Source organism: Streptomyces sp. NPDC058284 (genome assembly GCF_042881135.1).
Taxonomy (GTDB): domain Bacteria; phylum Actinomycetota; class Actinomycetes; order Streptomycetales; family Streptomycetaceae; genus Streptomyces.
Genome location: NZ_JBHVYE010000005.1, coordinates 18,470 through 38,701, shown reverse-complemented (window position 1 = coordinate 38,701; position 20,232 = coordinate 18,470). Strand labels below are relative to the sequence as shown.

General features: G+C 71.8%; 15 protein-coding genes. 6 read left to right on the top strand and 9 right to left on the bottom strand.

Annotated features, from left to right (window positions below; all coding sequences use genetic code 11):
- Positions 1 to 302: 302 nt before the first annotated feature.
- The 4 genes from ACFVYR_RS09480 to ACFVYR_RS09465 form a co-directional block, all read right to left on the bottom strand.
- On the bottom strand, positions 303 to 905 hold the full coding sequence (locus ACFVYR_RS09480; RefSeq protein WP_384249660.1) for an ATP-binding protein: 603 nt from the start codon (positions 903 to 905) through the stop codon (positions 303 to 305).
- A 174-nt stretch (positions 906 to 1,079) separates the two neighbouring features.
- Positions 1,080 to 1,847, bottom strand: a complete 768-nt coding sequence (locus ACFVYR_RS09475) for an enoyl-CoA hydratase/isomerase family protein (protein ID WP_384249657.1) — start codon at positions 1,845 to 1,847, stop codon at positions 1,080 to 1,082.
- 110 nt (positions 1,848 to 1,957) lie between these two features.
- Positions 1,958 to 3,196 (bottom strand): Ig-like domain-containing protein, encoded by a 1,239-nt coding sequence (locus ACFVYR_RS09470; RefSeq protein WP_384249654.1) that lies wholly within the window; start codon positions 3,194 to 3,196, stop codon positions 1,958 to 1,960.
- Positions 3,197 to 3,414: 218 nt separating this feature from the next.
- Positions 3,415 to 4,584 (bottom strand): Ig-like domain-containing protein, encoded by a 1,170-nt coding sequence (locus ACFVYR_RS09465; protein WP_384250189.1) that lies wholly within the window; start codon positions 4,582 to 4,584, stop codon positions 3,415 to 3,417.
- A gap of 197 nt (positions 4,585 to 4,781) precedes the next feature.
- Here ACFVYR_RS09465 and glgX point away from each other — a divergent pair, with 197 nt between their 5' ends.
- The 3 genes from glgX to ACFVYR_RS09450 all read left to right on the top strand — a co-directional run bounded on the left by glgX (position 4,782) and on the right by ACFVYR_RS09450 (position 9,637).
- Positions 4,782 to 7,091 carry a glycogen debranching protein GlgX gene (gene glgX / locus ACFVYR_RS09460; protein ID WP_384249651.1) on the top strand — a complete coding sequence of 770 codons (2,310 nt, stop codon included), beginning with the start codon at positions 4,782 to 4,784 and terminating at the stop codon, positions 7,089 to 7,091.
- A gap of 65 nt (positions 7,092 to 7,156) precedes the next feature.
- Positions 7,157 to 8,110: a LysR substrate-binding domain-containing protein gene (locus ACFVYR_RS09455; protein ID WP_384249649.1), complete on the top strand. Its 954-nt coding sequence runs from the start codon at positions 7,157 to 7,159 to the stop codon at positions 8,108 to 8,110.
- A 153-nt stretch (positions 8,111 to 8,263) separates the two neighbouring features.
- Positions 8,264 to 9,637, top strand: coding sequence for a carbohydrate-binding protein (locus ACFVYR_RS09450; RefSeq protein WP_384249647.1), 1,374 nt, complete (start codon positions 8,264 to 8,266; stop codon positions 9,635 to 9,637).
- Positions 9,638 to 9,641: 4 nt separating this feature from the next.
- Here the strand turns inward: ACFVYR_RS09450 and ACFVYR_RS09445 are convergent, their stop codons facing one another.
- The 4 genes from ACFVYR_RS09445 to ACFVYR_RS09430 are packed head-to-tail and all read right to left on the bottom strand — an operon-like array spanning position 9,642 to position 13,290.
- The gene (locus ACFVYR_RS09445) at positions 9,642 to 10,274 is read right to left on the bottom strand and encodes a response regulator (RefSeq protein ID WP_384249644.1); all 633 of its coding nucleotides are present in this window, start codon (positions 10,272 to 10,274) and stop codon (positions 9,642 to 9,644) included.
- Positions 10,264 to 11,532 (bottom strand): sensor histidine kinase, encoded by a 1,269-nt coding sequence (locus ACFVYR_RS09440; protein WP_384249641.1) that lies wholly within the window; start codon positions 11,530 to 11,532, stop codon positions 10,264 to 10,266. The genes ACFVYR_RS09445 and ACFVYR_RS09440 overlap by 11 nt, the downstream gene beginning before the upstream one ends.
- Positions 11,533 to 11,569: 37 nt before the next feature.
- Positions 11,570 to 12,391: an ABC transporter permease gene (locus ACFVYR_RS09435; protein ID WP_384249639.1), complete on the bottom strand. Its 822-nt coding sequence runs from the start codon at positions 12,389 to 12,391 to the stop codon at positions 11,570 to 11,572.
- On the bottom strand, positions 12,388 to 13,290 hold the full coding sequence (locus ACFVYR_RS09430) for an ABC transporter ATP-binding protein (RefSeq protein ID WP_384249637.1): 903 nt from the start codon (positions 13,288 to 13,290) through the stop codon (positions 12,388 to 12,390). The genes ACFVYR_RS09435 and ACFVYR_RS09430 overlap by 4 nt, the downstream gene beginning before the upstream one ends.
- A 197-nt stretch (positions 13,291 to 13,487) precedes the next feature.
- On the opposite strand from ACFVYR_RS09430, the gene ACFVYR_RS09425 reads away from it, so the two are divergent.
- Both ACFVYR_RS09425 and ACFVYR_RS09420 read left to right on the top strand, forming a co-directional pair.
- Positions 13,488 to 15,557 (top strand): ABC transporter ATP-binding protein, encoded by a 2,070-nt coding sequence (locus ACFVYR_RS09425; protein WP_384249633.1) that lies wholly within the window; start codon positions 13,488 to 13,490, stop codon positions 15,555 to 15,557.
- Positions 15,554 to 17,494: an ABC transporter ATP-binding protein gene (locus ACFVYR_RS09420; protein ID WP_384249631.1), complete on the top strand. Its 1,941-nt coding sequence runs from the start codon at positions 15,554 to 15,556 to the stop codon at positions 17,492 to 17,494. Before ACFVYR_RS09425 ends, ACFVYR_RS09420 begins: the two co-directional genes overlap by 4 nt.
- Before the next feature lie 863 nt (positions 17,495 to 18,357).
- On the opposite strand, the gene ACFVYR_RS09415 is transcribed toward ACFVYR_RS09420, so the two are convergent.
- Positions 18,358 to 19,122: an alpha/beta fold hydrolase gene (locus ACFVYR_RS09415; RefSeq protein ID WP_384249628.1), complete on the bottom strand. Its 765-nt coding sequence runs from the start codon at positions 19,120 to 19,122 to the stop codon at positions 18,358 to 18,360.
- Between the two features lie 149 nt (positions 19,123 to 19,271).
- Between ACFVYR_RS09415 and ACFVYR_RS09410 the strand changes: the two genes are divergently transcribed.
- The gene (locus tag ACFVYR_RS09410) at positions 19,272 to 20,177 is read left to right on the top strand and encodes a LysR substrate-binding domain-containing protein (RefSeq protein WP_384249626.1); all 906 of its coding nucleotides are present in this window, start codon (positions 19,272 to 19,274) and stop codon (positions 20,175 to 20,177) included.
- Positions 20,178 to 20,232: the final 55 nt, after the last annotated feature.

Genomic DNA, 20,232 nt, shown 5'->3' with positions numbered 1-20,232 from the left:
CCTTGGGTATCATCTGCCACAGCTGTCGCTTAACCAGCGTTTACCAGGCAGGTGTCCCATCTCACCAAGGATTCACTTCTAAACTGTCCGCATTTGTCCCTCTATGATGGGGTACGGGATTTTGGCGCGTCGGCGCCCGTCTGCCATAGTCGGAGACACGACCCCCATTGACCCGGGCTCAGGTCGTCATCAGCCGCCGTGGACACACCCCAAACATCCACGGCGCTTCACGAAGGCCCCCATCGCGCCGAACCCCGGCCGCCGGGGGCTTTCGCGTATCCGGCCCCATCCGCTCCCCCGCCTCAGCGGTCGGCGACCCGCATCTCGAACCACGTCGTCTTGCCGCGCGGCAGCAGGTCCACGCCCCACCGGTCGGCGAGCTTGTCGACCAGGAACAGGCCGCGGCCGCTCAGATCCGTCTCGCGGACGGGCATCAGGCAGGGCAACCCGCGTGAGGGGTCGCGGACCTCCACGCGGATCCAGCCGCGCCGCCGCTGCATGCGCAGGCCGAAGATGCGGGCGCCGGTGTGCCGCACGGCGTTCCCGACGAGTTCGGAGACGAGGAGGACGACGTCTTCGGTGAGCTTCGGGGAGAGCCCCCAGTGGCGCAGGACGACGACCTGGGCGAGACGGCGCGCGATGGCGGCGGACTCCGGGCGCGACGGCAGCGGAACCTCCGCGTCCGTCGGATTGCCGAACAACTCGAGCGCCTTGAGCGCGTGTTCGTCCTCTACCGCCGGCGACCAGCGTGCCGCGGTCGCACTGCCCTGCCGCCGCGGCCGTTCATGACCCTCCAGCCCCGCCATGCAACCATCATGGCCGCCCAGAGCGCTTTCCGGGGCCGTTCTGGCGGAATGAGCCCCCCGGAACCATCCATTCCGGGGGGCTCGTCTGACATATGCCATTGGCAGCCGAGAGGCTCAGAAATGGCGCTGACCTGCGATGACTTCCCGCTTACGGGTGATCACCCAACGCCTTGATACGGCCGCACTTAAGCTTGTGTTAAGTCGCGCATAATCCGCCCCTTCGAGGGACATGCTCTCTGGCGGGCGTCCAACTGCGCTCCCGCGATGGCCAGTTCAGACGAACTTGGCCTTGCCCGGACCCTCCTCGACGAAGCTGCGCATGCCCCGCTCGCGGTCCTCGGTGGCGAACAGGCCCGCGAACCACGTGCGCTCGATGGCCAGACCCGTGTCGAGGCTCGTCTCCAGGCCCGCGTCGATGGACTCCTTGGCGGCGCGCAGCGCGATGGCCGGACCCCGCGCAAGGCGCGCGGCCCACGCGTGCGCCTGCTCGTACACCTCGGCGGCGGGCACGACGCGGTCCACCAGGCCGATGGCGAGCGCCTCGTCGGCCTTCATCTGGCGGCCGGTGAAGATGAGGTCCTTGGCCCGGGACGGGCCGACGAGCCGGGCCAGGCGCTGGGTGCCGCCCGCACCGGGGATGAGGCCGAGCAGGATCTCCGGCTGGCCGAGCTTGGCGTTGTCCGCGGCGATCCGGAAGTCGGCGCAGAGCGCCAACTCGCAGCCGCCGCCCAGCGCGTAGCCGGTGACGGCGGCGACGACGGGCTTGGGGATGCGCGCGATCGCGGTGAAGGACTCCTGCAGGGCCCCGGAGCGCGCGACCATGGCCGCGTGGTCCATGGCCTGCATCTCCTTGATGTCGGCGCCCGCCGCGAACACCTTCTCGCCGCCGTAGAGCACCACCGCGCGTACGTCGTCGCGGCGCGTCGCCTCTTCGGCGAGCTCCTTGAGGCGGTCCTGGACGGCGATGTCCAGGGCGTTCATCGGGGGGCGGTCGAGTCGGATCGTGCCGACGCCTTCGGCGACTTCGAGGGTTGCAGTCATGACAGGCACGTTAGCGGGGGTTAACGGGGAAAGGCCCGGTGCACTTGGTCACAGTGCGCCGGGCCTCTCGCCGGGATCACCGGCGGATCACCGGCGGATCGTCGTAAGGGCTACGCCTTCCACTTGTCCCACGACATGTTCCAGCCGTTGTAGCCGTTGTCCGGCTGGATCTTCTTGTCGGCGGAGTTCTTCACGACGACGAGGTCGCCGATCATCGAGTTGTCGAAGAACCAGCCGGCGGGCGTCTTCTTGCTGTAGCCGCCCCGCACGTCGCTCAGGCCTATGCAGCCATGGCTGGCGTTGGTGTTGCCGAAGGCGCCGCCCGACCAGTAGTTGCCGTGGATGAACGTGCCGGAGGTCGACAGGCGCATGGCGTGCGGGACGTCCTTGATGTCGTACTCGCCGCCGAAGCCGACGGTCTCGCCGTTCATCCGGGTCACCTGGAGCTTCTCGCTGATGACCATCTCGCCGTTGTACGTGGTGGTGCCGGGGGCGCCCGCGGTGATCGGGATCTTCTTGATCTGCTTGCCGTCGCGGACGACCTTCATCTGGTGCGTCTTGGCGTCGACGGTGGAGACCTGGCTGCGGCCGATCGTGAACTTCAGGGTCTTGGCCTGCTTGCCGTAGACACCGGGGCGGCCCTCGACGCCGTCGAGGTTGAGCTTGACGGTGACCTTCGTGCCGGCCTTCCAGTAGTGCTCAGGGCGGAAGTCCAGGCGGTCGTTGCCGAACCAGTGGCCCTCGACCGGCACGGCCGGATCAGTCTTGATCTCGATGGCCTTCTCGACGGCCCCGGGGTCGGTGATGCCCCGGGTGAAGTGCACCGAGAACGGCATTCCGACGCCGACCGTGGAGCCGTCCTCCGGGTTGAACTGGCCGACGAAGGTGTTCTTCGGGGTCAGCGTCGTGAAGGCGGTGTCCTTGGCGGACGCGCGGCCCTCGGAGTCCTTGGCCACCGCGTGCACCTTGTACTTCGTGGCGGCCGCGAGGTGGTGCGCGGGCTTCCAGGCGGTGCCGCCCCCGGTGATCCTGCCGGGCACCGGATTGCCCTTGCTGTCCTCGACCGCGACCTCGGACAGCTTGCCCTTCGTCGCGCCTATCCTCAGCGCGCCGCTGGTGGCCACGGAGTCCGCGCCGTCCTTGGGGGCTATCGTCACGACGGCCGCCGAGGGGGCGTTCTTGCCCGTATCGCCCTTGCCGTCACCGTCGCCGGAATCCGAGCCGCCCCCGCATGCCGCGACGAACAGCAGCGTCGCCCCCGATGCCACCGCCGTCAGACCTCTGGCGCCCCGCCGCCGCGCGCGCGATCGCGCGCCAACCGACGTCCCCGATATCGGTCGCCCGTTCAAGATGTCGTCTCCCCTCGCACGGCCTGATCCAGGCCCGCACCCCGTTGCACCTGCCCGTTTCGGACACGCGCCAGCGATAGGTAACCACACGGTCCCCGGCGATGACTCCCCGCCAATGTCACCGTTGCGTTCCAACTGCCCAGGGGTGCGGGCGGACCAGGGTCACCTGGCGGTCCCCGGCCGGACACCCGGGGATCACCGTGCGAGTACCCGCGAGTTCAGCCGTTCTTCACCCAGTCCTTCCACTCCATGTTCCAGCCGCCGAGGCCGTTGTCCGGAGCGACTGTCTTGTCATTGCTGTTGACCACCTCGACGACGTCCCCGATGAGGCTCCGGTCGAAGAACCAGCCCGCGGGCGTCCGTGAGCTGCCGCCCTTCACGTCGCGCAGGCCCACGCAGCCGTGGCTGACATTGGTGTTGCCCGGGGCGTCCGGCGACCAGTAGTTGCCGTGCAGGAAGGTGCCCGAGGTCGTCAGGCGCATGGCGTGCGGCACGTCGGGGATGTCGTACTCGCCGCCGAAGCCGACGGTGCGGCTGTTCATGCGGGTCACCTCCAGCATCTCCGTCACCACCATCTTCCCGTTGTACGTGGTGGACTTGGGGGCGCCCGCGGTGATCGGCACAGTGGAGAGCAGCTCGCCGTCGCGGCGTACCTCCATGGTGTGCTCGGCGGCGTCGACCAGGGACTGCTGGCTGCGGCCCACGGTGAACGAGAAGCTCTTGTCCTGGAGGCCGTAGACCCCGGGGGCGGCCTGGACGTCGCGCAGCCGCAGCCCGACGGTGACCTTCGTGCCGGGCTTCCAGTACTTCTCGGGGCGGAAGTCGACGCGGGTCCTGCCGAACCAGTGCGGGCGGATGTCGACGGCCGGGTGCGCGGTGACGCGGATGGCGCGCTGGACGGCGTCGCGGTTCTCGACCTCCCGGTTGAACTCCAGGGAGACGATCATGCCGGTGCCGACCGTGGCGCGGTTCTCCGGCGTGACGTACGCGGTGAAGCGCTCGTCGGGGACGTACGTACGGAAGGTGGTGTGGCGGGCCGAGCGGCGGCCGTGGCCGTCAAGGGCGACGGCGTCGATCTTGTACGTGGCGGCGAGCGCGAGCGGTCTCTCGCCGAGGGGCCGCCAGGTCATGCCGTCCTCGTCGATGCGGCCCGGCACGTCGGAGCGCTGCGCGTCCTGCGTCCGGACGACCTTCACCGACTCCAGGCGGCCGGTGGGGACGGTGACCTCGATGCGTTCGTCCGGCTTGATCCCCTTGCTGTCGTCACCGGGCGACACCCGGATCGCGTCCGCGGGCGAGCGCGGTTTCCCCATGATCGTGTCGATCTTCCCTGCGGAGCAGCCGGACGCCCCTGCCAGCAGGCCCGCCCATGTCACCACCGCGGCCAGCACGGCCCCTGCGCGCCGTGCGCGCCTCGCAACCTGTCTCACGTGGGACCCAACGACGTTCCCCCTGCCCGGGAAACGTGAGTGCGACGCGCACGGTGGGCAGAACATGGGGGAGGACGACGTAGGGGGGAGCCGCGGCCGGGACGCCGCACGCCCTTCTTCGCGCGTCGGCCGACGGAGCCGCGGGAGGCGAGCAGGTGTCGAGCGCACCCGATCAAGGGGCAGTGCACGAGGCGCGGGCGATGGGGCACGGCACGACCGAGCGGCCCGCCCCGACGGTGAACGGGAGCAGGAGCAGGCGGGCCGCGCCGCGCGCCGCGCCGACGCGTCCGGTGTGGCCGGGTGCGCCGACGCCGCTGGGCGCCCGGTTCCGGGTGGGGCCCGACGGGGTGGCGGGCACCAACTTCGCGCTGTGGGCGGGCGGGGCGGAGGCGGTCGAGCTGTGCCTGTTCGACACGGAGGGGGGCAGGTCCATCGAGACGCGCTGCCGGCTGACGGAGCTGACGCACGAGATCTGGCACGGCTTCGTGCCGGGCGTACGCCCCGGGCAGCGGTACGGCTACCGCGTACACGGCCGCTGGGACCCCTGGACCGGCGCCCGCTGGAACCCGGCGAAGCTGCTCCTCGATCCGTACGCGCGCGCGGTGGATGGCGGCCCGGGCAACGACTACGGCCGGCTGCCCGCCGAGGTGTACGGGCACGTGCGCGACTGGCCCCAGCAGCACGTGGCGGACACGGTCCGCGACGAGCGGGACTCGGCGCCGTACGTACCCAAGGGCGTGGTCGTGCACGACGACGCGCCGGACGACGAGTGGACGGACGACCGGCGGCCCAAGACGCCGTGGGCGGACTCGGTCATCTACGAACTGCACGTGCGCGGCTTCACCAAGCTGCACCCGGACGTGCCGCGGGAGCTGCGCGGCACGTACGCGGGGCTGGCGCATCCGGCCGCGCTCGACCATCTCGTACGCCTCGGGGTGACGGCGGTCGAGCTGCTTCCGGTGCACCAGTTCGCGCACGAGGACCACCTGCTGCGCCGGAACCTGCGCAACTACTGGGGCTACAACTCCATCGGCTACTTCGCCCCGCACGCGGCGTACGCGGCGACCGGCACCAGGGGCGAGCAGGTCGGCGAGTTCCGGCGGATGGTGCGGGCGCTGCACGAGGCCGGCATCGAGGTCATCCTCGACGTGGTCTACAACCACACGGCGGAGGCCGGTGAGCTGGGCCCGATGCTGTCGCTCAAGGGCATCGACAACCGCGGCTACTACCGGCTGCAGCCGGACGCCCGCCGGTACGCGGACTACACGGGCTGCGGCAACACCTTGCAGGTCGTCCAGCCGCATGTCCTGCGGCTCATCACGGACTCCCTGCGGTACTGGGTGACGGAGATGGGCGTGGACGGGTTCCGCTTCGATCTCGCGGCGGCGCTCGCGCGCTCCTTCCACGACGTCGACATGCTCTCGCCGTTCCTCGCGGTGATCGCGCAGGATCCGGTCCTGCGGCGCGTGAAGCTGATCGCCGAGCCGTGGGACGTGGGCTCGGGCGGCTACCAGGTGGGGGCGTTCCCGCCGCTGTGGACGGAGTGGAACGACCGCTACCGGGGCGCGGTGCGGGACTTCTGGCGGGGCGCGCTGCCCGATGTGCGGGATCTGGGCTACCGGCTCTCGGGGTCGAGCGACCTGTACGCGTGGGGCGGGCGCAGGCCGTACGCGTCGGTGAACTTCGTGACGGCGCACGACGGTTTCACGCTGCGGGACCTCGTCAGCTACGAGCGCAAGCACAACGAGGCCAACGGCGAGGGCAACAGGGACGGCTCGGACGACAACCGGTCCTGGAACTGCGGCGCCGAGGGCGAGACGGACGACGAGGGCATCACGGCGCTGCGGCGCAGGCAGCTGCGCAACCTCATGACGACGCTGCTGCTCTCCACCGGCGTGCCGATGCTGGTGGCGGGCGACGAGATGGGCCGGACGCAGCGCGGCTCCAACAACGCGTACTGCCAGGACAACGAGATCAGCTGGGTCGACTGGGGGCTCAGGGAGGAGCCGGGGTGGCGCGAGCTGTGCGCGCTCACCGCCCGCCTCATCGAGCTGAGGCGCCGTCACCCGGTGCTCCGCAGGCGGGCGTTCTTCTCCGGACGCGCCCATTCGGCGGACGGCCTGCGGGACCTCGCGTGGTTCACGGCGGCGGGCAGGGAGATGACGGAGGCCGACTGGTACGCGCCGACGGCGACGCTCGGCATGTATCTGTCGGGGCGCGACATACCGGGCCGCGACGCCCGGGGCGTCCCAGTCGTCGACGACAGTTTCCTCGCGGTCCTGCACGCGGCGCAGGAGCCGTCGGCGTTCGTGCTGCCGGGGCCGCCGTGGGCCGACGCGTACGAGGTCGTCGTGGACACGTCCGCCGAGAAGCAGGACGCGGCGCCCGGGGCCGTGCACCGGGCGGGGGACACGATGACGGTGGCGGGGAGGTCGGTGGTGCTGTTGCGGGTGACCGGTGGCTGAAGAAGGTGCCCTTTGGTCCGGACCAAAGTCTTGCCCCGGCCCGGGGAGGACCCCAAGCTCGCCTTATGGACCTGGAGTTGCGGCACCTTCGGACGATCCGGGCGATCGCCGACGCGGGCAGCCTGACCAAGGCCGCCACCGCGCTCGGGCTCGCGCAGCCCGCGCTGAGCGCGCAGCTGAAGCGGATCGAGCGCGCCCTCGGCGGTGAGCTGTTCGAGCGCGGCAGGCACGGGGTGCGGGCCACCGCGCTCGGCGAGTTCGTGCTGGCCCGGGCCAGGGTCGTACTGCCCGCGGTCAGCGGGCTGCGGGAGGAGGCGCAGCGGTTCGCGCAGACCTGGGAGGGCGGCGCGGGGTTCCGGCTCGGCGGCACCCACGGGCCGCTGCTCGGCGCCCTGGTGGACCGGCTCGCCGCCGCGTATCCGGGGGCGCCGGTGACGACCCACACCTCGTGGTCCGAGCGGGAGATCGCGTCCCGTACGGCGGCGGGCCGTCTCGACTTCGCGCTGGTGGGCACGTGCGGGGCGAGCGCGCCGCCCAAGGACGAGCTCCTCGTCTGGCGCGAAGTGGCCCGCGATCCGGTCTTCGTCATGCTGGCGACCGGCCACCCGCTGGCCGACCGCCCGGAGATCGATCTCGCGCTGCTCGCGGACGAGGCGTGGACGGACGTGCCGGGCGACGGCTGTTTCGCGGACTGCTTCTCCGCGGCGTGCGCGCGTGCGGGGTTCACGCCGACGCGCGTGTACGAGACGGATGTCGCGTCGTGCGTCCATCTGGTGCAGGTGGGGCGGGCGGTGGGGCTCTGCCGCGCGACGTTCCCGCCGACGCCGGGTCTGGTCACCAGACCGTTGGCGGGGGCGCCGCTGTACTGGCGGCATCTGCTCGGCTGGCACCCCGCGGCGCCGGCCCACGACACGGCGGCCGCCGTCTTCGCGCAGACGCGGGCCGCGCACGCCGAGGCCGCGGCGCGCAGCGAGAGCTACACGGCGTGGCTCTCCGCGCCGTCGCCCCCGTCGATGTGACCGTCACCCCGGCGCACGGCCGCACCCGTGTTCCATAACGCCGGTGCCGGGGGTCGGCTGACAGCTACTTGCGGGCAGTTGAGGCTTCTACGGTGTGGGCGATCCCCGCTTCCCCGGCAACTCCTTCTCCCTGGTAGATCGAGGAGACCCCGCATGCTCCCCACCCCTCCCCGACGTGTCGCGGCGGCGTGTGCCGCGGCGGTCGCGACCGGCGCGCTGGTCCTCGCCGGCCTGCCCGCGACCGCCTCCGCGCAGAGTGACCCCGCCCCCTCCCGGCCCCTCTCCCCCGCCCGGAGCGCCGCCGTCGGCCAGACCTCCCCCGAAGTGCTGCGGGCCATGCGGCGCGACCTCGGCCTCACCGCGGCACAGGCCAGGGCCCGGCTGGTCAACGAGGCCGAGGCCGGCGCCGTCGCGGGGGCGCTGCGCAACGCCCTCGGCCGCGACTTCGCGGGCGCCTGGGTGCACGGCGCCACCTCCGCGCGGCTCACGGTGGCGACCACGGACGCCGCCGACGTCCCGGTGATCGAGGCACGGGGCGCGCGGGCCGCGGTGGTCGCGCACTCGGCCGCCCAACTGGACGCCGCCAAAGCCAGGCTGGACCGGGTGGCGACGAAGAGGGCGACGCTCGACGCGCCGGTCCGGTACGTCGACGTACGCTCCAACGCGGTCGTGGTGCGGGCCGTGCGCGCCTCGGCGGCGGCGTCCCTCGTCGCCGCGGCGGGCCTCGACGCCTCTCTCGTACGCGTCGAGAGGACCGCGGAGCGGCCGCGGCCGCTGTACGACCTGGTGGGCGGCGACGCGTACTACATGGGCGGCGGTCGCTGCTCGATCGGCTTCCCGGTCACCAAGGGCACGCAGCAGGGCTTCGCCACGGCGGGCCACTGCGGGCGCGCGGGCACCGCGACCAGCGGCTACAACCAGGTGGCCCAGGGCACGTTCCAGGCGTCGATCTTCCCCGGCCTGGACATGGCCTGGGTCGCCGCCAACTCCCAATGGACCGCCACCCCGTACGTGGAGGGCCCGGGCGGGCAGCAGGTCGGCGTCGGGGGCTCCACACAGTCCCCGGTGGGTGCGTCGATCTGCCGCTCGGGCTCCACTACGGGGTGGCACTGCGGCACGATCCAGCAGCACAACACCAGCGTCACCTACCCCGAGGGCACGATCAACGGCGTGACGCGGACGACGGTCTGCGCCGAGCCGGGCGACTCGGGCGGCTCCTTCATATCCGGGAGCCAGGCGCAGGGCGTCACGTCCGGAGGCTCCGGCGACTGCTCCGGCGGCGGCACGACGTTCTACCAGCCCATCAATCCGCTGCTCCAGCAGTTCGGCCTGACGCTGAGGACGACGGGCGGGGGCGACCCCGGGCCGGGCGACCCCGAGCCGGGCGGCACGTGGGCCGCGGGCAAGGTGTACGCGGCGGGTGACACGGTCACCTACGGCGGGTCCAGCTATCGCTGCCTTCAGGGGCACCAGGCGCAGACCGGCTGGGAGCCGCCGAATGTTCCCGCGTTGTGGGAGCGGGCGTAGGGCGTCAGCCGAGGATTCCGCGGCTGTACGCCGTCGCCACCGCCGCCGCCCGGTCCTTGGCGTCCAGCTTGCCGTAGATGTGGGTGAGGTGCGTCTTGACGGTGGCCTCGCTGATGAAGAGTTCGGCGGCGATGGCGCGGTTCGACGTGCCCTTGGCGACGAGTGCGAGCACCTCCTTCTCGCGGGTGCTCAGCGGTTCGTTGCCGGGGGCGCGTACGCGTGAGACGAGCCGGGACGCGACGGCGGGCGAGAGGACCGTGCGGCCCTGGGCGGCGGCGCGGACGGCGGTGAACAGCTCGTCGCGCGGGGCGTCCTTGAGGAGGTAGCCCGTGGCGCCCGCCTCGATCGCGGGCAGCGTGTCGGAGTCCGTGTCGTACGTGGTGAGAACGAGGACCCGGGCGCGGGAGCCGCGCCGGTTGAGCTCGGCGATCGCGTCGACGCCGTTGCCGCCCGGCATGCGGAGGTCCATCAGGACGACGTCCGGGTCGAGTTCGGCGGTCAGGGCGACGGCCTCCACGCCGTTCGACGCCTCGCCGAGCACCTCGAAACCGGGGGCCGACAGGAACATGCCGCGCAGCCCGTCGCGGACGACGGGGTGGTCGTCGACGAGGAGGAGAGTGATCACTTCAGTGGTCATGACGCACCAACGGTACGCGAGCCGACACCGCGGTGCCGCCGCCCGGCTCGGACTCCACGGTGAGCGATCCCGCGATGCGTTCCGCCCGTGCCCGCATGCCGTCGAGGCCGAACCCGCCCGAGCCGGTGCGCGCGGCCGTGGCGAGCGGGTCGAAGCCCCGGCCGTCGTCGCGCACGTCCAGGCTGACCTCGTCGCCCATGAAGGACAGGGTGACGCCGAGGCGGGCCGCGTCGGCGTGCCGTGCGGCGTTGGACAGGGCCTCCTGGACGATGCGCAGGAGGGTCGCCTCGATCTCGTCGTGGAGGTGCTCGGCGGTGCCGGTGACGGTGAAGTCGGCGCGTACGCCGGTGCGCTCCGCCCACTCGGCGACGGTCTTCTTGAGCGCCTCGGGGAGCCGGTCGTGCTCGAGCGGCGCGGGCGAGAGGTTGTGCACGGAGCGGCGGGCCTCGCCGAGGCTGTGCCGGGCGAGGTCGGCGGCGCGGCCCAGGTGTTCGCGGGCCAGGGTCTCGTCGGAGGCGTTCGCGACGACCTGGAGCTGGGCGATGATGCCGGTCAGGCCCTGCGCGATGGTGTCGTGGATCTCGGCGGCGAGCCTGCGCCGCTCGTCGGCGACACCGGCCTCCCGTGCCTGGACGAGTAGCTGGGTGTGAAGGGCGGCGTTCTCGTCCATGGCCTGCTTCAGGGCGCGGTTGGTGGACTCCAGTTCCTTGATGGTGACGGCCTGGACGCGGGCCCGCTCGTCCTCCTGGGCGGCGAGGTGGGCGAAGACGGTGAGCAGGGCGACGTTGACGGCGAGGAGCGCGCCGAACACGCCCCAGGCCGCGCCGTTCGCCGGTGGCAGGCCGCCGGACTGGGAGCCCGCCATGATGACGGCGGTGGCGAAGAGGCCGGGTTTGACGAGGCGGGGCGGCAGCAGCCGTTCGGCGCCGAAGTAGCCGACGACGGCGTAGAACGCGAAGAACGGGTTGATCCAGGTGAGGGCGAAGGCGATCGCCCACCGCACGGCGTAGTAGCAGACGCCCGCGGCGGAGGGGCCGGGCCGCGTGTGGGCGGCCCGGCCCCAGCACAGCTGGAGCACGAACGCCGCGGCGACCAGGGCCCCGGCCGCGTACCAGTCGGCCGGTCCCATCCCGACCACGCCGCCGGTGGCGAGGGCCATCAGGGTGCCGAAGCAGAGCAGGCCGTAGGGGCCCCACCGGTTGAACAGGCCCCAGCGCTGCTCGACCGTCGTCACGGCGTCCGCCGAGGTCGCGTCCATGGACCAAGTGTCGGTCACGGGCCTGCCCACCGCGGCCTCACTCCCACCGGAACCAGCGCGCGGCTCCCGCCGACAGGGCCACGGCCCACAGCGCGAGGACGCCCAGGTGGACCCAGCCGGGCCAGTCGCCGGATGCGGCGTCGCCCAGTGCCTGGGAGGCGGCGCCGAGCGGGGTGACCTCGACGGCGCGGGCGAGCGCGTCGGGCATCGCCTGCACCGGCAGCCAGACGCCCGCGCTGAACATCATCGGGAAGAAGACGGCGGAGCCGATCGCGGTCGCCGCCTTCGTGGTGCGGGCGAGCGCCGCGACCAGGGCGCCGAGGGCGAGTCCGCACGCGACGGCGAGGAGCAGCGCGAGGGCGTACCCGAAGGGCTGGCGCGGCAGCGGCACGTCGAACGCCAGGCGGCCCACGGTCAGGGAGAGCAGTGCCGAGCCGAGCGCGGCGGCGCCGAGGATGCCCATCTGCGCGCCGAGCACGGCGGAGGGGCGCACCGGGGTCGCGGACATGCGGCGCAGGATGCCGCGTTCGCGGTAGCCGGTGAGCAGCGGCGGCATGGCCTGCACCCCGGCCATGATCAGGGAGAGCAGCACCGTGACGGGAACGTACGCGTCGACCAGGCGCAGGCCGTCCAGCGAGGCGTCGGTCTCCCGGAAGGACGGGATGGAGCCGAGGATCACCAGGAGCAGGGTGGGGAACGCCAGGATCCAGAAGACGGCGCCCGGTTCGCGGCGGAAGAGCCGGATCTCGGCCTTGAGGACGGCCCTGGCGGCCTTGTTGCGGGCGGTGTCTGTGTTGCCCGTGTTACCAGAGTTGCCAGTGTTGTCTGGGTTGCGCGGTGCGGCGGTGGCCGTGGTCATGCCGATGCTCCCGTCAGGTCGAGGAAGGCGTCGTCCAACGTGGCGTCGGCGACCCGGAGTTGGTGGGCGGTGATCTGGTGCCTGGCGAGCAGGGTGATCGCGGCGTCGACGCTCTCGTCGGTGCCGTGCAGGGTGTAGCGGCCGTCGCGGTGTTCGACGGAGGTGACGGCGGGCAGCCCCGCGAGCGCGCGCTCGTCCAGCGGCGCGGACGGCGTGAACGACATCACCGTGGAGTTCGCGGAGCGGCTGATCAGGCCCGCCGGGGTGTCCAGGGCGGCGACCCGCCCCTTGTCGATGACGGCGACGCGGTCGCAGAGGCGCTGCGCCTCCTCCATGAAGTGGGTGACCAGGAGGACGGTGACGCCGCGGTCGCGGACGTCCTCGATCAGCTCCCAGGTGTCGCGGCGGGCGCGCGGGTCCAGGCCGGTGGTGAGCTCGTCGAGGACGACGACCTTCGGATCGCCGATGAGCGCGAGCGCGATGAACAGGCGCTGCTTCTGACCGCCCGAGAGCTTGCCGAAGCGGCTGTCGAGCTTGTCGGTCAGGCGCAGGCGTTCGGCGAGGGGCCGCCAGTCGGCCGGGGCGGGGTAGAACGCCGCGTACAGTTCGAGGGCCTCGCGCACGGTCAGCTTCGGCTGGAGCTCGCTCTCCTGGAGCTGGGCGCCGAGGATGCGGGTGAGGCGTTCGTGGTCGGCGACCGGGTCGAGTCCCGCGACGCGGACGGTGCCGGAGTCGGGGACGCGCAGCCCCTCGACGCACTCGACGGTGGTGGTCTTGCCCGCGCCGTTGGGTCCGAGGATGCCGAAGATCTCACCCTCCTCCACGGCGAAGGAGACGCCGTCGACGACGGTACGGTCGCCGTAGGCCTTCTTGAGTCCATGCGCTTCGATGAGGGGCATACGTCGAGGTTCCCCGGCCGGCCCGGGCACGGGCATCGCCCATCACGCTCGAAGACGCATCAGCCGATCGGTTGACGGCGGGGTACGACTCCCCCACCGGTGGCCCCTCCGCCCATGACGTACGACCCGGCCGCGCGCCGCCCTCCGGTGGAAAACTCGGTGGGCTCTGTCAGTGGCGATACGTAGGCTCACTCCTGATGCCGAAATCAGCTGCCCCCGCCGAAGAACGGTCCACCGTACGGACGTTGCTGCGCCTGTGGCCGTACGTACGGCCGATCCGCGCCCGCCTCGTCACAGCGGCGGTCATCGCGGTCGTCGCCTCCTGTACGGGCCTCGTCTTCCCCCTCGTGCTCAAGTGGATGGTCGACGGTCCCGTGGCCGACCGGGATGCGGCCGGGGTGTGGCTGGGGGCTCTCCTGCTGCTTCTGCTCGGTGTCGCGGAGGCGCTGCTCTTCGGGTTGCGGCGGTGGCTGATCGCGCGACCCCTGGCGGGCGTGGAGGCCGCGATGCGGGCCGACCTCTACCGCCATCTGCAGCGGCTCCCGGTGGCCTTCCACGACCGGTGGGCGTCCGGACAGCTGCTCTCGCGCGGTACGACTGATCTGATGCTGCTGCGGATGTTCCTGGCCTTCCCGCTGACGTTCCTGCTGGTCAACGGCGCGACCATCCTGGTCGGCGTGATCATCCTGCTCGGGCAGGACTTCACGCTCGGCCTGGTGCTGCTCGCGCCCGTGGCGCCGATGGTGATCGCGCTCGCGTACTACGAGGGGCGCTACACCGCCGTGGCGCGGCGCGCGCAGGACCAGGTCGGCGATCTGACGACGGTCGTCGAGGAGAGCGTGCTCGGCATCCGCATCATCAAGGGCTTCGGCCGCCACCGCAGCCAGGCGCGGGCCTTCCGCGACCTTTCGCACACGCTGCGCGGCACCGAACTGGCCAAGGCGCGGATCCTCGCCGCGATCTACGCCGTGATCATGACGCTGCCGGAGGCGGCGATCGGGGCGGCGCTGGTGCTCGGCACGGTGCGGGTCGCGGACGGCGACCTGTCGGCGGGCACGCTGGTCGCCTTCCTGTCGACGGCGCTCGCGCTGCGCTGGCCGGTGGAGTCCATCGGCTTCCTGCTCGCGATGAGCCAGGAGTCGGCGACGGCCACGGAGCGGTACTTCGAGGTGATGGACGCGGAGCCGGAGGACGGGGTGGGGGGTACCGATGCCCGTCCCGACACCGATGCTCGCCCCGAGACCGATACCCGTCCCGACACCGTTGCTCGCCCCGAGACCGATACCCGTCCCGACACCGTTGCTCGTCCCGAGACCGATACCCGTCCCGACACCGATGCTCGCCCCGAGACCGATACCCGTCCGGACGCAGATACCCATCCCCATCCCGACACCGATGCCCGTCCCGACACCGAGACCCGTCCCGGCACCGATACCGGTGGGATCCGTTTCGACCGTGTGGTGTTCAGGTATCCGGACGCCGCGCCCGACGCCCCCGCCGTCCTCGACCGCGTCGACCTGCATGTGCGCCACGGCGAGACCATGGCTCTCGTCGGCGCGACAGGCAGCGGCAAGACGACGCTCACCGCTTTGGTGCCCCGCCTGCACGAGGTGACCGACGGCCGCATCACGCTGGACGGCGAGGACATCACGGCGATGGACCGCGAGCACCTGCGTACGCTCGTCGCCGTCGCCTTCGAGGAACCGACCCTGTTCTCCGCGACGGTCGGCGAGAACGTCCTGATGGGCGCGGCGCGGTCCGCGGGCGACGCCGAGCTGCGCCGGGCGCTCGACGTGGCCCAGGCCGACTTCGTCCACGCCCTGCCGCAGGGCACCGAAACCCAGGTCGGCGAGCAGGGCCTGAGCCTGTCCGGCGGCCAGCGCCAGCGCCTCGCCCTGGCCCGCGCGGTGGTCGGCCGCCCCCGCTTCCTGGTCCTGGACGACCCGCTCTCCGCCCTCGATGTGCACACGGAGGCGCTGGTGGAGGCGGCGCTGCGGCGGGTCCTCGCGGACACGACCGCGTTGATCGTCGCCCACCGCCCCTCCACGGTGCTGCTCGCCGATCGTGTCGCCCTGCTCTCCGGGGGCCGTGTCGCCGCCGTCGGCACCCATCAGCAGCTGCTCCGGGAGAACGCGGAGTACGCGTGGCTGATGTCGGGAGCGGACGCCGCCGACGGCCCCGACGCCGGCCCCGACCCCGACGCCGGGGCCGAGCACCCCTCCGACCGCCCTGCCGCCCACCGCCCCGCCGAGGAGCCCGCCCGATGACCTCGTCGACATCCGTACGGGAGAAGCCCGTAGACCCGGAAGAGCCCGAGGAGCACGGGAGGGACGGGGGAAGCGGCGAACGCGGGGAGCCCGCGGGGCACCGCGCCCCCGGGAGTCCCGCGGGCTCGCCCGCGCCGGACGACCCCTTCGACAAGGACGAGCTGCCCGCGCCGCCCGGCGCCACCCGCGCCCTGCTGCGCTCACTGCTCTCGCCGCTGCGCGGCCGCGTCGCGCTCGCCGCCGTACTGCTCCTCGTGCAGCAGGCCGTCGTGCAGGCGGGACCACTGCTCGTGGCGTATGCCATCGACCGCGGCGTGCCCGCCGTGCGCGCCGACCACTACGGTCCACTGATCGCCGTCGGCATCGGCTACCTCTGCTGCGCGGGTGCATCGGGCGCGCTGCAGTACGCGTTCATCGTCGCCTCCGCGCGCGTGAACCAGGACGTGCTGCTCGATCTGCGCGGCCGCATCTTCCGGCACGCGCAGGCGCTCAGCGTCGACTTCCACGAGCGGTACACGTCCGGACGGCTGATCTCCCGCTCGACCACCGACGTCGAGTCGCTGCGCGAACTCCTCAGCGAAGGCCTGCAAGAACTCATCACGGTCATCCTCTCCTTCGTCTACATCTCGGCGATGCTGCTCTGGCTCGACCTCGGGCTCGGCGCGGTGGCGGTCGCGTCGTTCGTGCCGCTCTACCTCCTCATCCGCCTCTACCAGCGGCGCGCGGGGGCGATGTTCCGCGACCGCTCGACCGCGATCGCCGCCGTCATCGTGAAGTTCGCGGAGACGATGAACGGCATCAGGCCGGTGCGGGCCTTCCGCAGGGAGCAGGCCAACGACGCGGAGTTCGGCGAGCTCAACCGCCGGCACGAGCGGACCAACGGCGCCGCCATGCTGGAGATGGCCCGCTACGTGGTCGGCTCGCGGCTCGTGGCCAACACCGCCGTCGCCGCCATCGTGCTGTGGGGCGCCCAGCGGGTCGCGGACGGCGGGCTCGCGCTCGGCGTGCTGGCCGCCGCCGTGCTGTACCTGCGGCGCCTGTACGACCCGATCGACCGGCTCGGCATGTTCCTCAACTCCTACCAGTCGGCGGCGGCGTCCCTGGAGAAGGTCGCGGGGCTGCTCGCCCAGACGCCGACCGTGCCCGAGCCCGCGGCGTCCGACGTGCGCCCGCTGCCCGTACCGGAATCCGGCCGGCCGGGCCGCGAGGTGCGGTTCGAAGGGGTGCGGTTCGCCTACCGCACGGGCGGCGAGGTGCTGCCCCGCTTCGATCTGACGCTGCCGGCCGGGCAGACCGTCGCCGTGGTCGGCTCCACCGGCGCGGGCAAGTCGACGCTGGCCAAGCTGCTCGCCCGCTTCTACGACCCGACGGAGGGCCGCGTCCTCCTGGACGGCGTCGACCTGCGCGAACTTGCGGGCGCTGAGCTGCGGCGCGGGGTCGTGATGGTGACCCAGGAGGCCTTCCTGTTCTCCGGGACGGTCGCGGAGAACATCGCGATCGGCCGGCCCGACGCCACCCGCGACGAGATCGAGCGCGCCGCACAGGCCATCGGCGCCCACGACTTCATCATGTCGCTCCCCGACGGGTACGACACCGACGTACGCAAGCGGGGCGGCCGGATCTCCGCGGGCCAGCGGCAACTGGTGGCCTTCGCCCGCGCGCTGCTCGCCGATCCGGCGGTACTGATCCTCGACGAGGCGACCAGCTCCCTGGACATCCCGGGCGAACGGGCCGTACAGCGCGCCATGCACACGGTGCTGCGCGGCCGCACGGCCGTGGTCATCGCCCACCGGCTCTCCACGGTGGAGATCGCCGACCGGGTCCTGGTGATGGCACACGGCCGAGTCGTGGAGGACGGCGCCCCCGACGAACTGATCGCCGGTACGGGAGAGTTCGCCGGCCTGCACAGGGCGTGGCGGGAGAGCGTGGTGAGCTGAGGGCGCGGTGACGCTCCGCGGCGTGCCTGGCGCGGTGCAGGGTCCGCAATCTGATGCGCAATGTCGGTGCCCGATGCGCACTGGATGCGCAAATCCGGGGTTCGGTGCGCACTGGATGCGATCCGTAGCCGTTGATGTTGATCCCTCGAATGAGTCCCTACGGCAAGTCTCCTTCGATTGGCTGCGGTTGGCGGACTTTTTGGCGTCGGCCGCCATGGCGGCGGGTCCGGTCGGTGCACGGGAAGGCGCTACTCGGGCAGCTGTGTCTCGGCGACGACGGGCGAGCACGTGGCACGGGAGAGCCGTGTGGAGCCGGCCCGTTTGCTGCTGTCGGACTTCGATCCGGCATTACGCGAGATCTTCGCTCAGCCGTGTCGGCTGGCTGCGACGGCGATCCGATGGGCGTCGCAGAGCGGCGGTTGGCCGGTGACCGTCCCGTCCACGAGGTGAGGTCGGCGCTGATGGCGCTGTCGTGGTCTGGGGGGTGGTGGTGTGCTGTTGCGGGTGCGAGGCCATCTGACGCGGTCGAGGTGTTCGGTGACTTTGGCGGTCGGGAAAGCCGGGTTCTCAGGTCGGTGAAGGCGACTGCCGCCTGCGTGAAACCGGTCCGGTCCCAGGCGCGCAGGGTGTCTTTGCCCCTGGCGGTGGGCAAGAGCACCCATGCCATGGCGGCGGAGTCGGTGAGCACCAGCTGTTGCCACAGTTCGAACTGGAACACCATCTGCAAGTCGGGCTTGACCCATCCGGCATGGGCCGTCAAGGAGTGGACCAGGTCGGGGTGGAGACCAGCGGCAGCTGTGGCGACGACGGCGCCGAGCGCGTGCCACGAGGTGGAAGCGGTCGAGGGCGGCGTGCCGGGCTGTCTAGCGCAGGGCCTCGCGAAGCGCCTGGTTGAAACGCTCGGCCTGGTCCTGCTGCGACATGTGGCCGGCGCCTTTGATGACCGTGAGCCGGGCGTCGGGGATCAGGCTCGCGCACTCACGGGGAATGCCGAGCGGGACCTCGGTGTCCAGTTCGCCGTGCAGGAACGTGGTGGGCACGCGCACCCGGCCCAGGCGGCCGCGCGGATCGTAGTTGGCCTGGTCGACGACGAGTTGGTCGATGAGGAAGGCCGAATCCAGGAGCTGCCGCACCGTCCAGTCGATCATCGCGGTACTGACGCCGGGGCGGTACCACTGCGGGACGAAGTCGGCGAGTGTGCCCGCTCGGTCGGCGCGCAGGTCAGCCAGCAGCTTGTCCATCGCGTTCTGCATCCCCGAGAAATGGTGGATGCCGGCGTCGACGGGAACGATGGCACCGATCTTGTCCGGAGCGGCCAGGGCGGCCTCGATGGTGAACGCCCCCGCGATCGACGACCCGATCAGCACTGGCTTGTCCAGTGCCAGAGCGTCGAGGAACTCCAGGACGTCGTGGGTGACCTCGGCGATGGTGTAGCCGGTGACGGGCCGGTCGGAGCGGCCGCAGCCCCGCCAGTCGACGGTGATCACGCGGTGGTCGGCCATCAGGTCGGCGGCCTGGGCGTCCCACACCCGGCCGCTGGTGCCCCAGCCGTGCAGGAACACCAGGGGGCGGCCGGCGCCGTGGTCCTCGTAGTAGAGCCGGGTGCTGTTGACGGTCGCGTAGGTCATCTTCTCGTCCTTCCTTCAGCGGTCCCGCCTTGCGGGGCCGCTCTCGCCGAGCTGCGCTGACGTAGGCAATTCCAGCGGAGCGGCCGGTGACGACCAAGGAGAGATCCGCTCCTAGACTGATCAAGAAGCGTGATGAATGCGAGGTGTCCGTGGAACTGCGTCAGGTGCGTTACTTCGTGGGCGTGGCCGAGGAACTGCATTTCGGACGCGCCGCCGAGCGGCTGCACATCGTGCAGCCGACCGTCAGCCAGCAGGTCCGCCGGCTGGAGCGCGAGTTCGGGCTGGACCTGTTCGACCGCACCACCCGCACTGTGACCCTGACCGCGGCGGGCCGGGCCTTCCTGCCGCATGCCCGCGCCATCCTGCAGGCCGAGCGCGCGGCGACCGAGACGATGGCCGCTCTGCGCACCGACCAGGAAGCGATCCTGCGCCTCGGCACCAACGTGGGGCTGGGCACCCGCCTGGACGCCTTGTTGACGGCACTGGCCGAACGGGCTCCCCAGCTCATGGTCGAACTGGTCAGCGCGCCCCCGGCGACCCGGCTCCAGCAGGTCCGCGAAGGAGAACTGGACGCCGCCTTCATCCGGGGCGTCGAGCACAGCCCAGACCTGGAGTTCCTCCCCCTGTGGCGCGACGTCCTGGTGGCGGCCCTGCCCGCGCGGCACCCCCTGGCAGCACAACAGAAGGTCGCTCTCGCCGACCTGGCCGACCTGGCCCTGCGCCTCGCACCCCGGGAAGCCAACCCGCACCTGGCCGATATCGTCGTCGGCGCCTGCCGGACAGCCGGTTTCGAACCCATCATGGGCCCCGCCTTCACCACCGACCAGGACACCCTGGCCGCCATCGCCTCCGGCAGGCCGAGCTGGACGGTCTACTACGAGGCCCAAGCCCGGATCCAGCCGGCTCCCCGCGTCACCTTCCGGCCCTTCGCCGAACCCGCCCCGGCCGTCCGGACCTGCCTGGCCGTACGCCCAGGTCCCCCGTCCCACCGGCTGACCGCACTACTGGACGCCTGCAACGAACTGGAGCGGACTGACCACCCGGGGCGCCCGTAGGCAAACGATGCGGGCGAAGGGTCTCAACCCTTGCATGAGATGCGCCACGTCCCCT

Coding starts and splice junctions, on each gene's coding strand:
- ACFVYR_RS09480 (WP_384249660.1), bottom strand. CDS start 905: ATGGCATATGTCAGACGAGCCCCCCGGAATGGATGGTTCCGGGGGGCT.
- ACFVYR_RS09475 (WP_384249657.1), bottom strand. CDS start 1,847: ATGACTGCAACCCTCGAAGTCGCCGAAGGCGTCGGCACGATCCGACTC.
- ACFVYR_RS09455 (WP_384249649.1), top strand. CDS start 7,157: ATGGACCTGGAGTTGCGGCACCTTCGGACGATCCGGGCGATCGCCGAC.
- ACFVYR_RS09450 (WP_384249647.1), top strand. CDS start 8,264: ATGCTCCCCACCCCTCCCCGACGTGTCGCGGCGGCGTGTGCCGCGGCG.
- ACFVYR_RS09445 (WP_384249644.1), bottom strand. CDS start 10,274: ATGACCACTGAAGTGATCACTCTCCTCCTCGTCGACGACCACCCCGTC.
- ACFVYR_RS09440 (WP_384249641.1), bottom strand. CDS start 11,532: ATGGACGCGACCTCGGCGGACGCCGTGACGACGGTCGAGCAGCGCTGG.
- ACFVYR_RS09435 (WP_384249639.1), bottom strand. CDS start 12,391: ATGACCACGGCCACCGCCGCACCGCGCAACCCAGACAACACTGGCAAC.
- ACFVYR_RS09430 (WP_384249637.1), bottom strand. CDS start 13,290: ATGCCCCTCATCGAAGCGCATGGACTCAAGAAGGCCTACGGCGACCGT.
- ACFVYR_RS09425 (WP_384249633.1), top strand. CDS start 13,488: ATGCCGAAATCAGCTGCCCCCGCCGAAGAACGGTCCACCGTACGGACG.
- ACFVYR_RS09420 (WP_384249631.1), top strand. CDS start 15,554: ATGACCTCGTCGACATCCGTACGGGAGAAGCCCGTAGACCCGGAAGAG.
- ACFVYR_RS09415 (WP_384249628.1), bottom strand. CDS start 19,122: ATGACCTACGCGACCGTCAACAGCACCCGGCTCTACTACGAGGACCAC.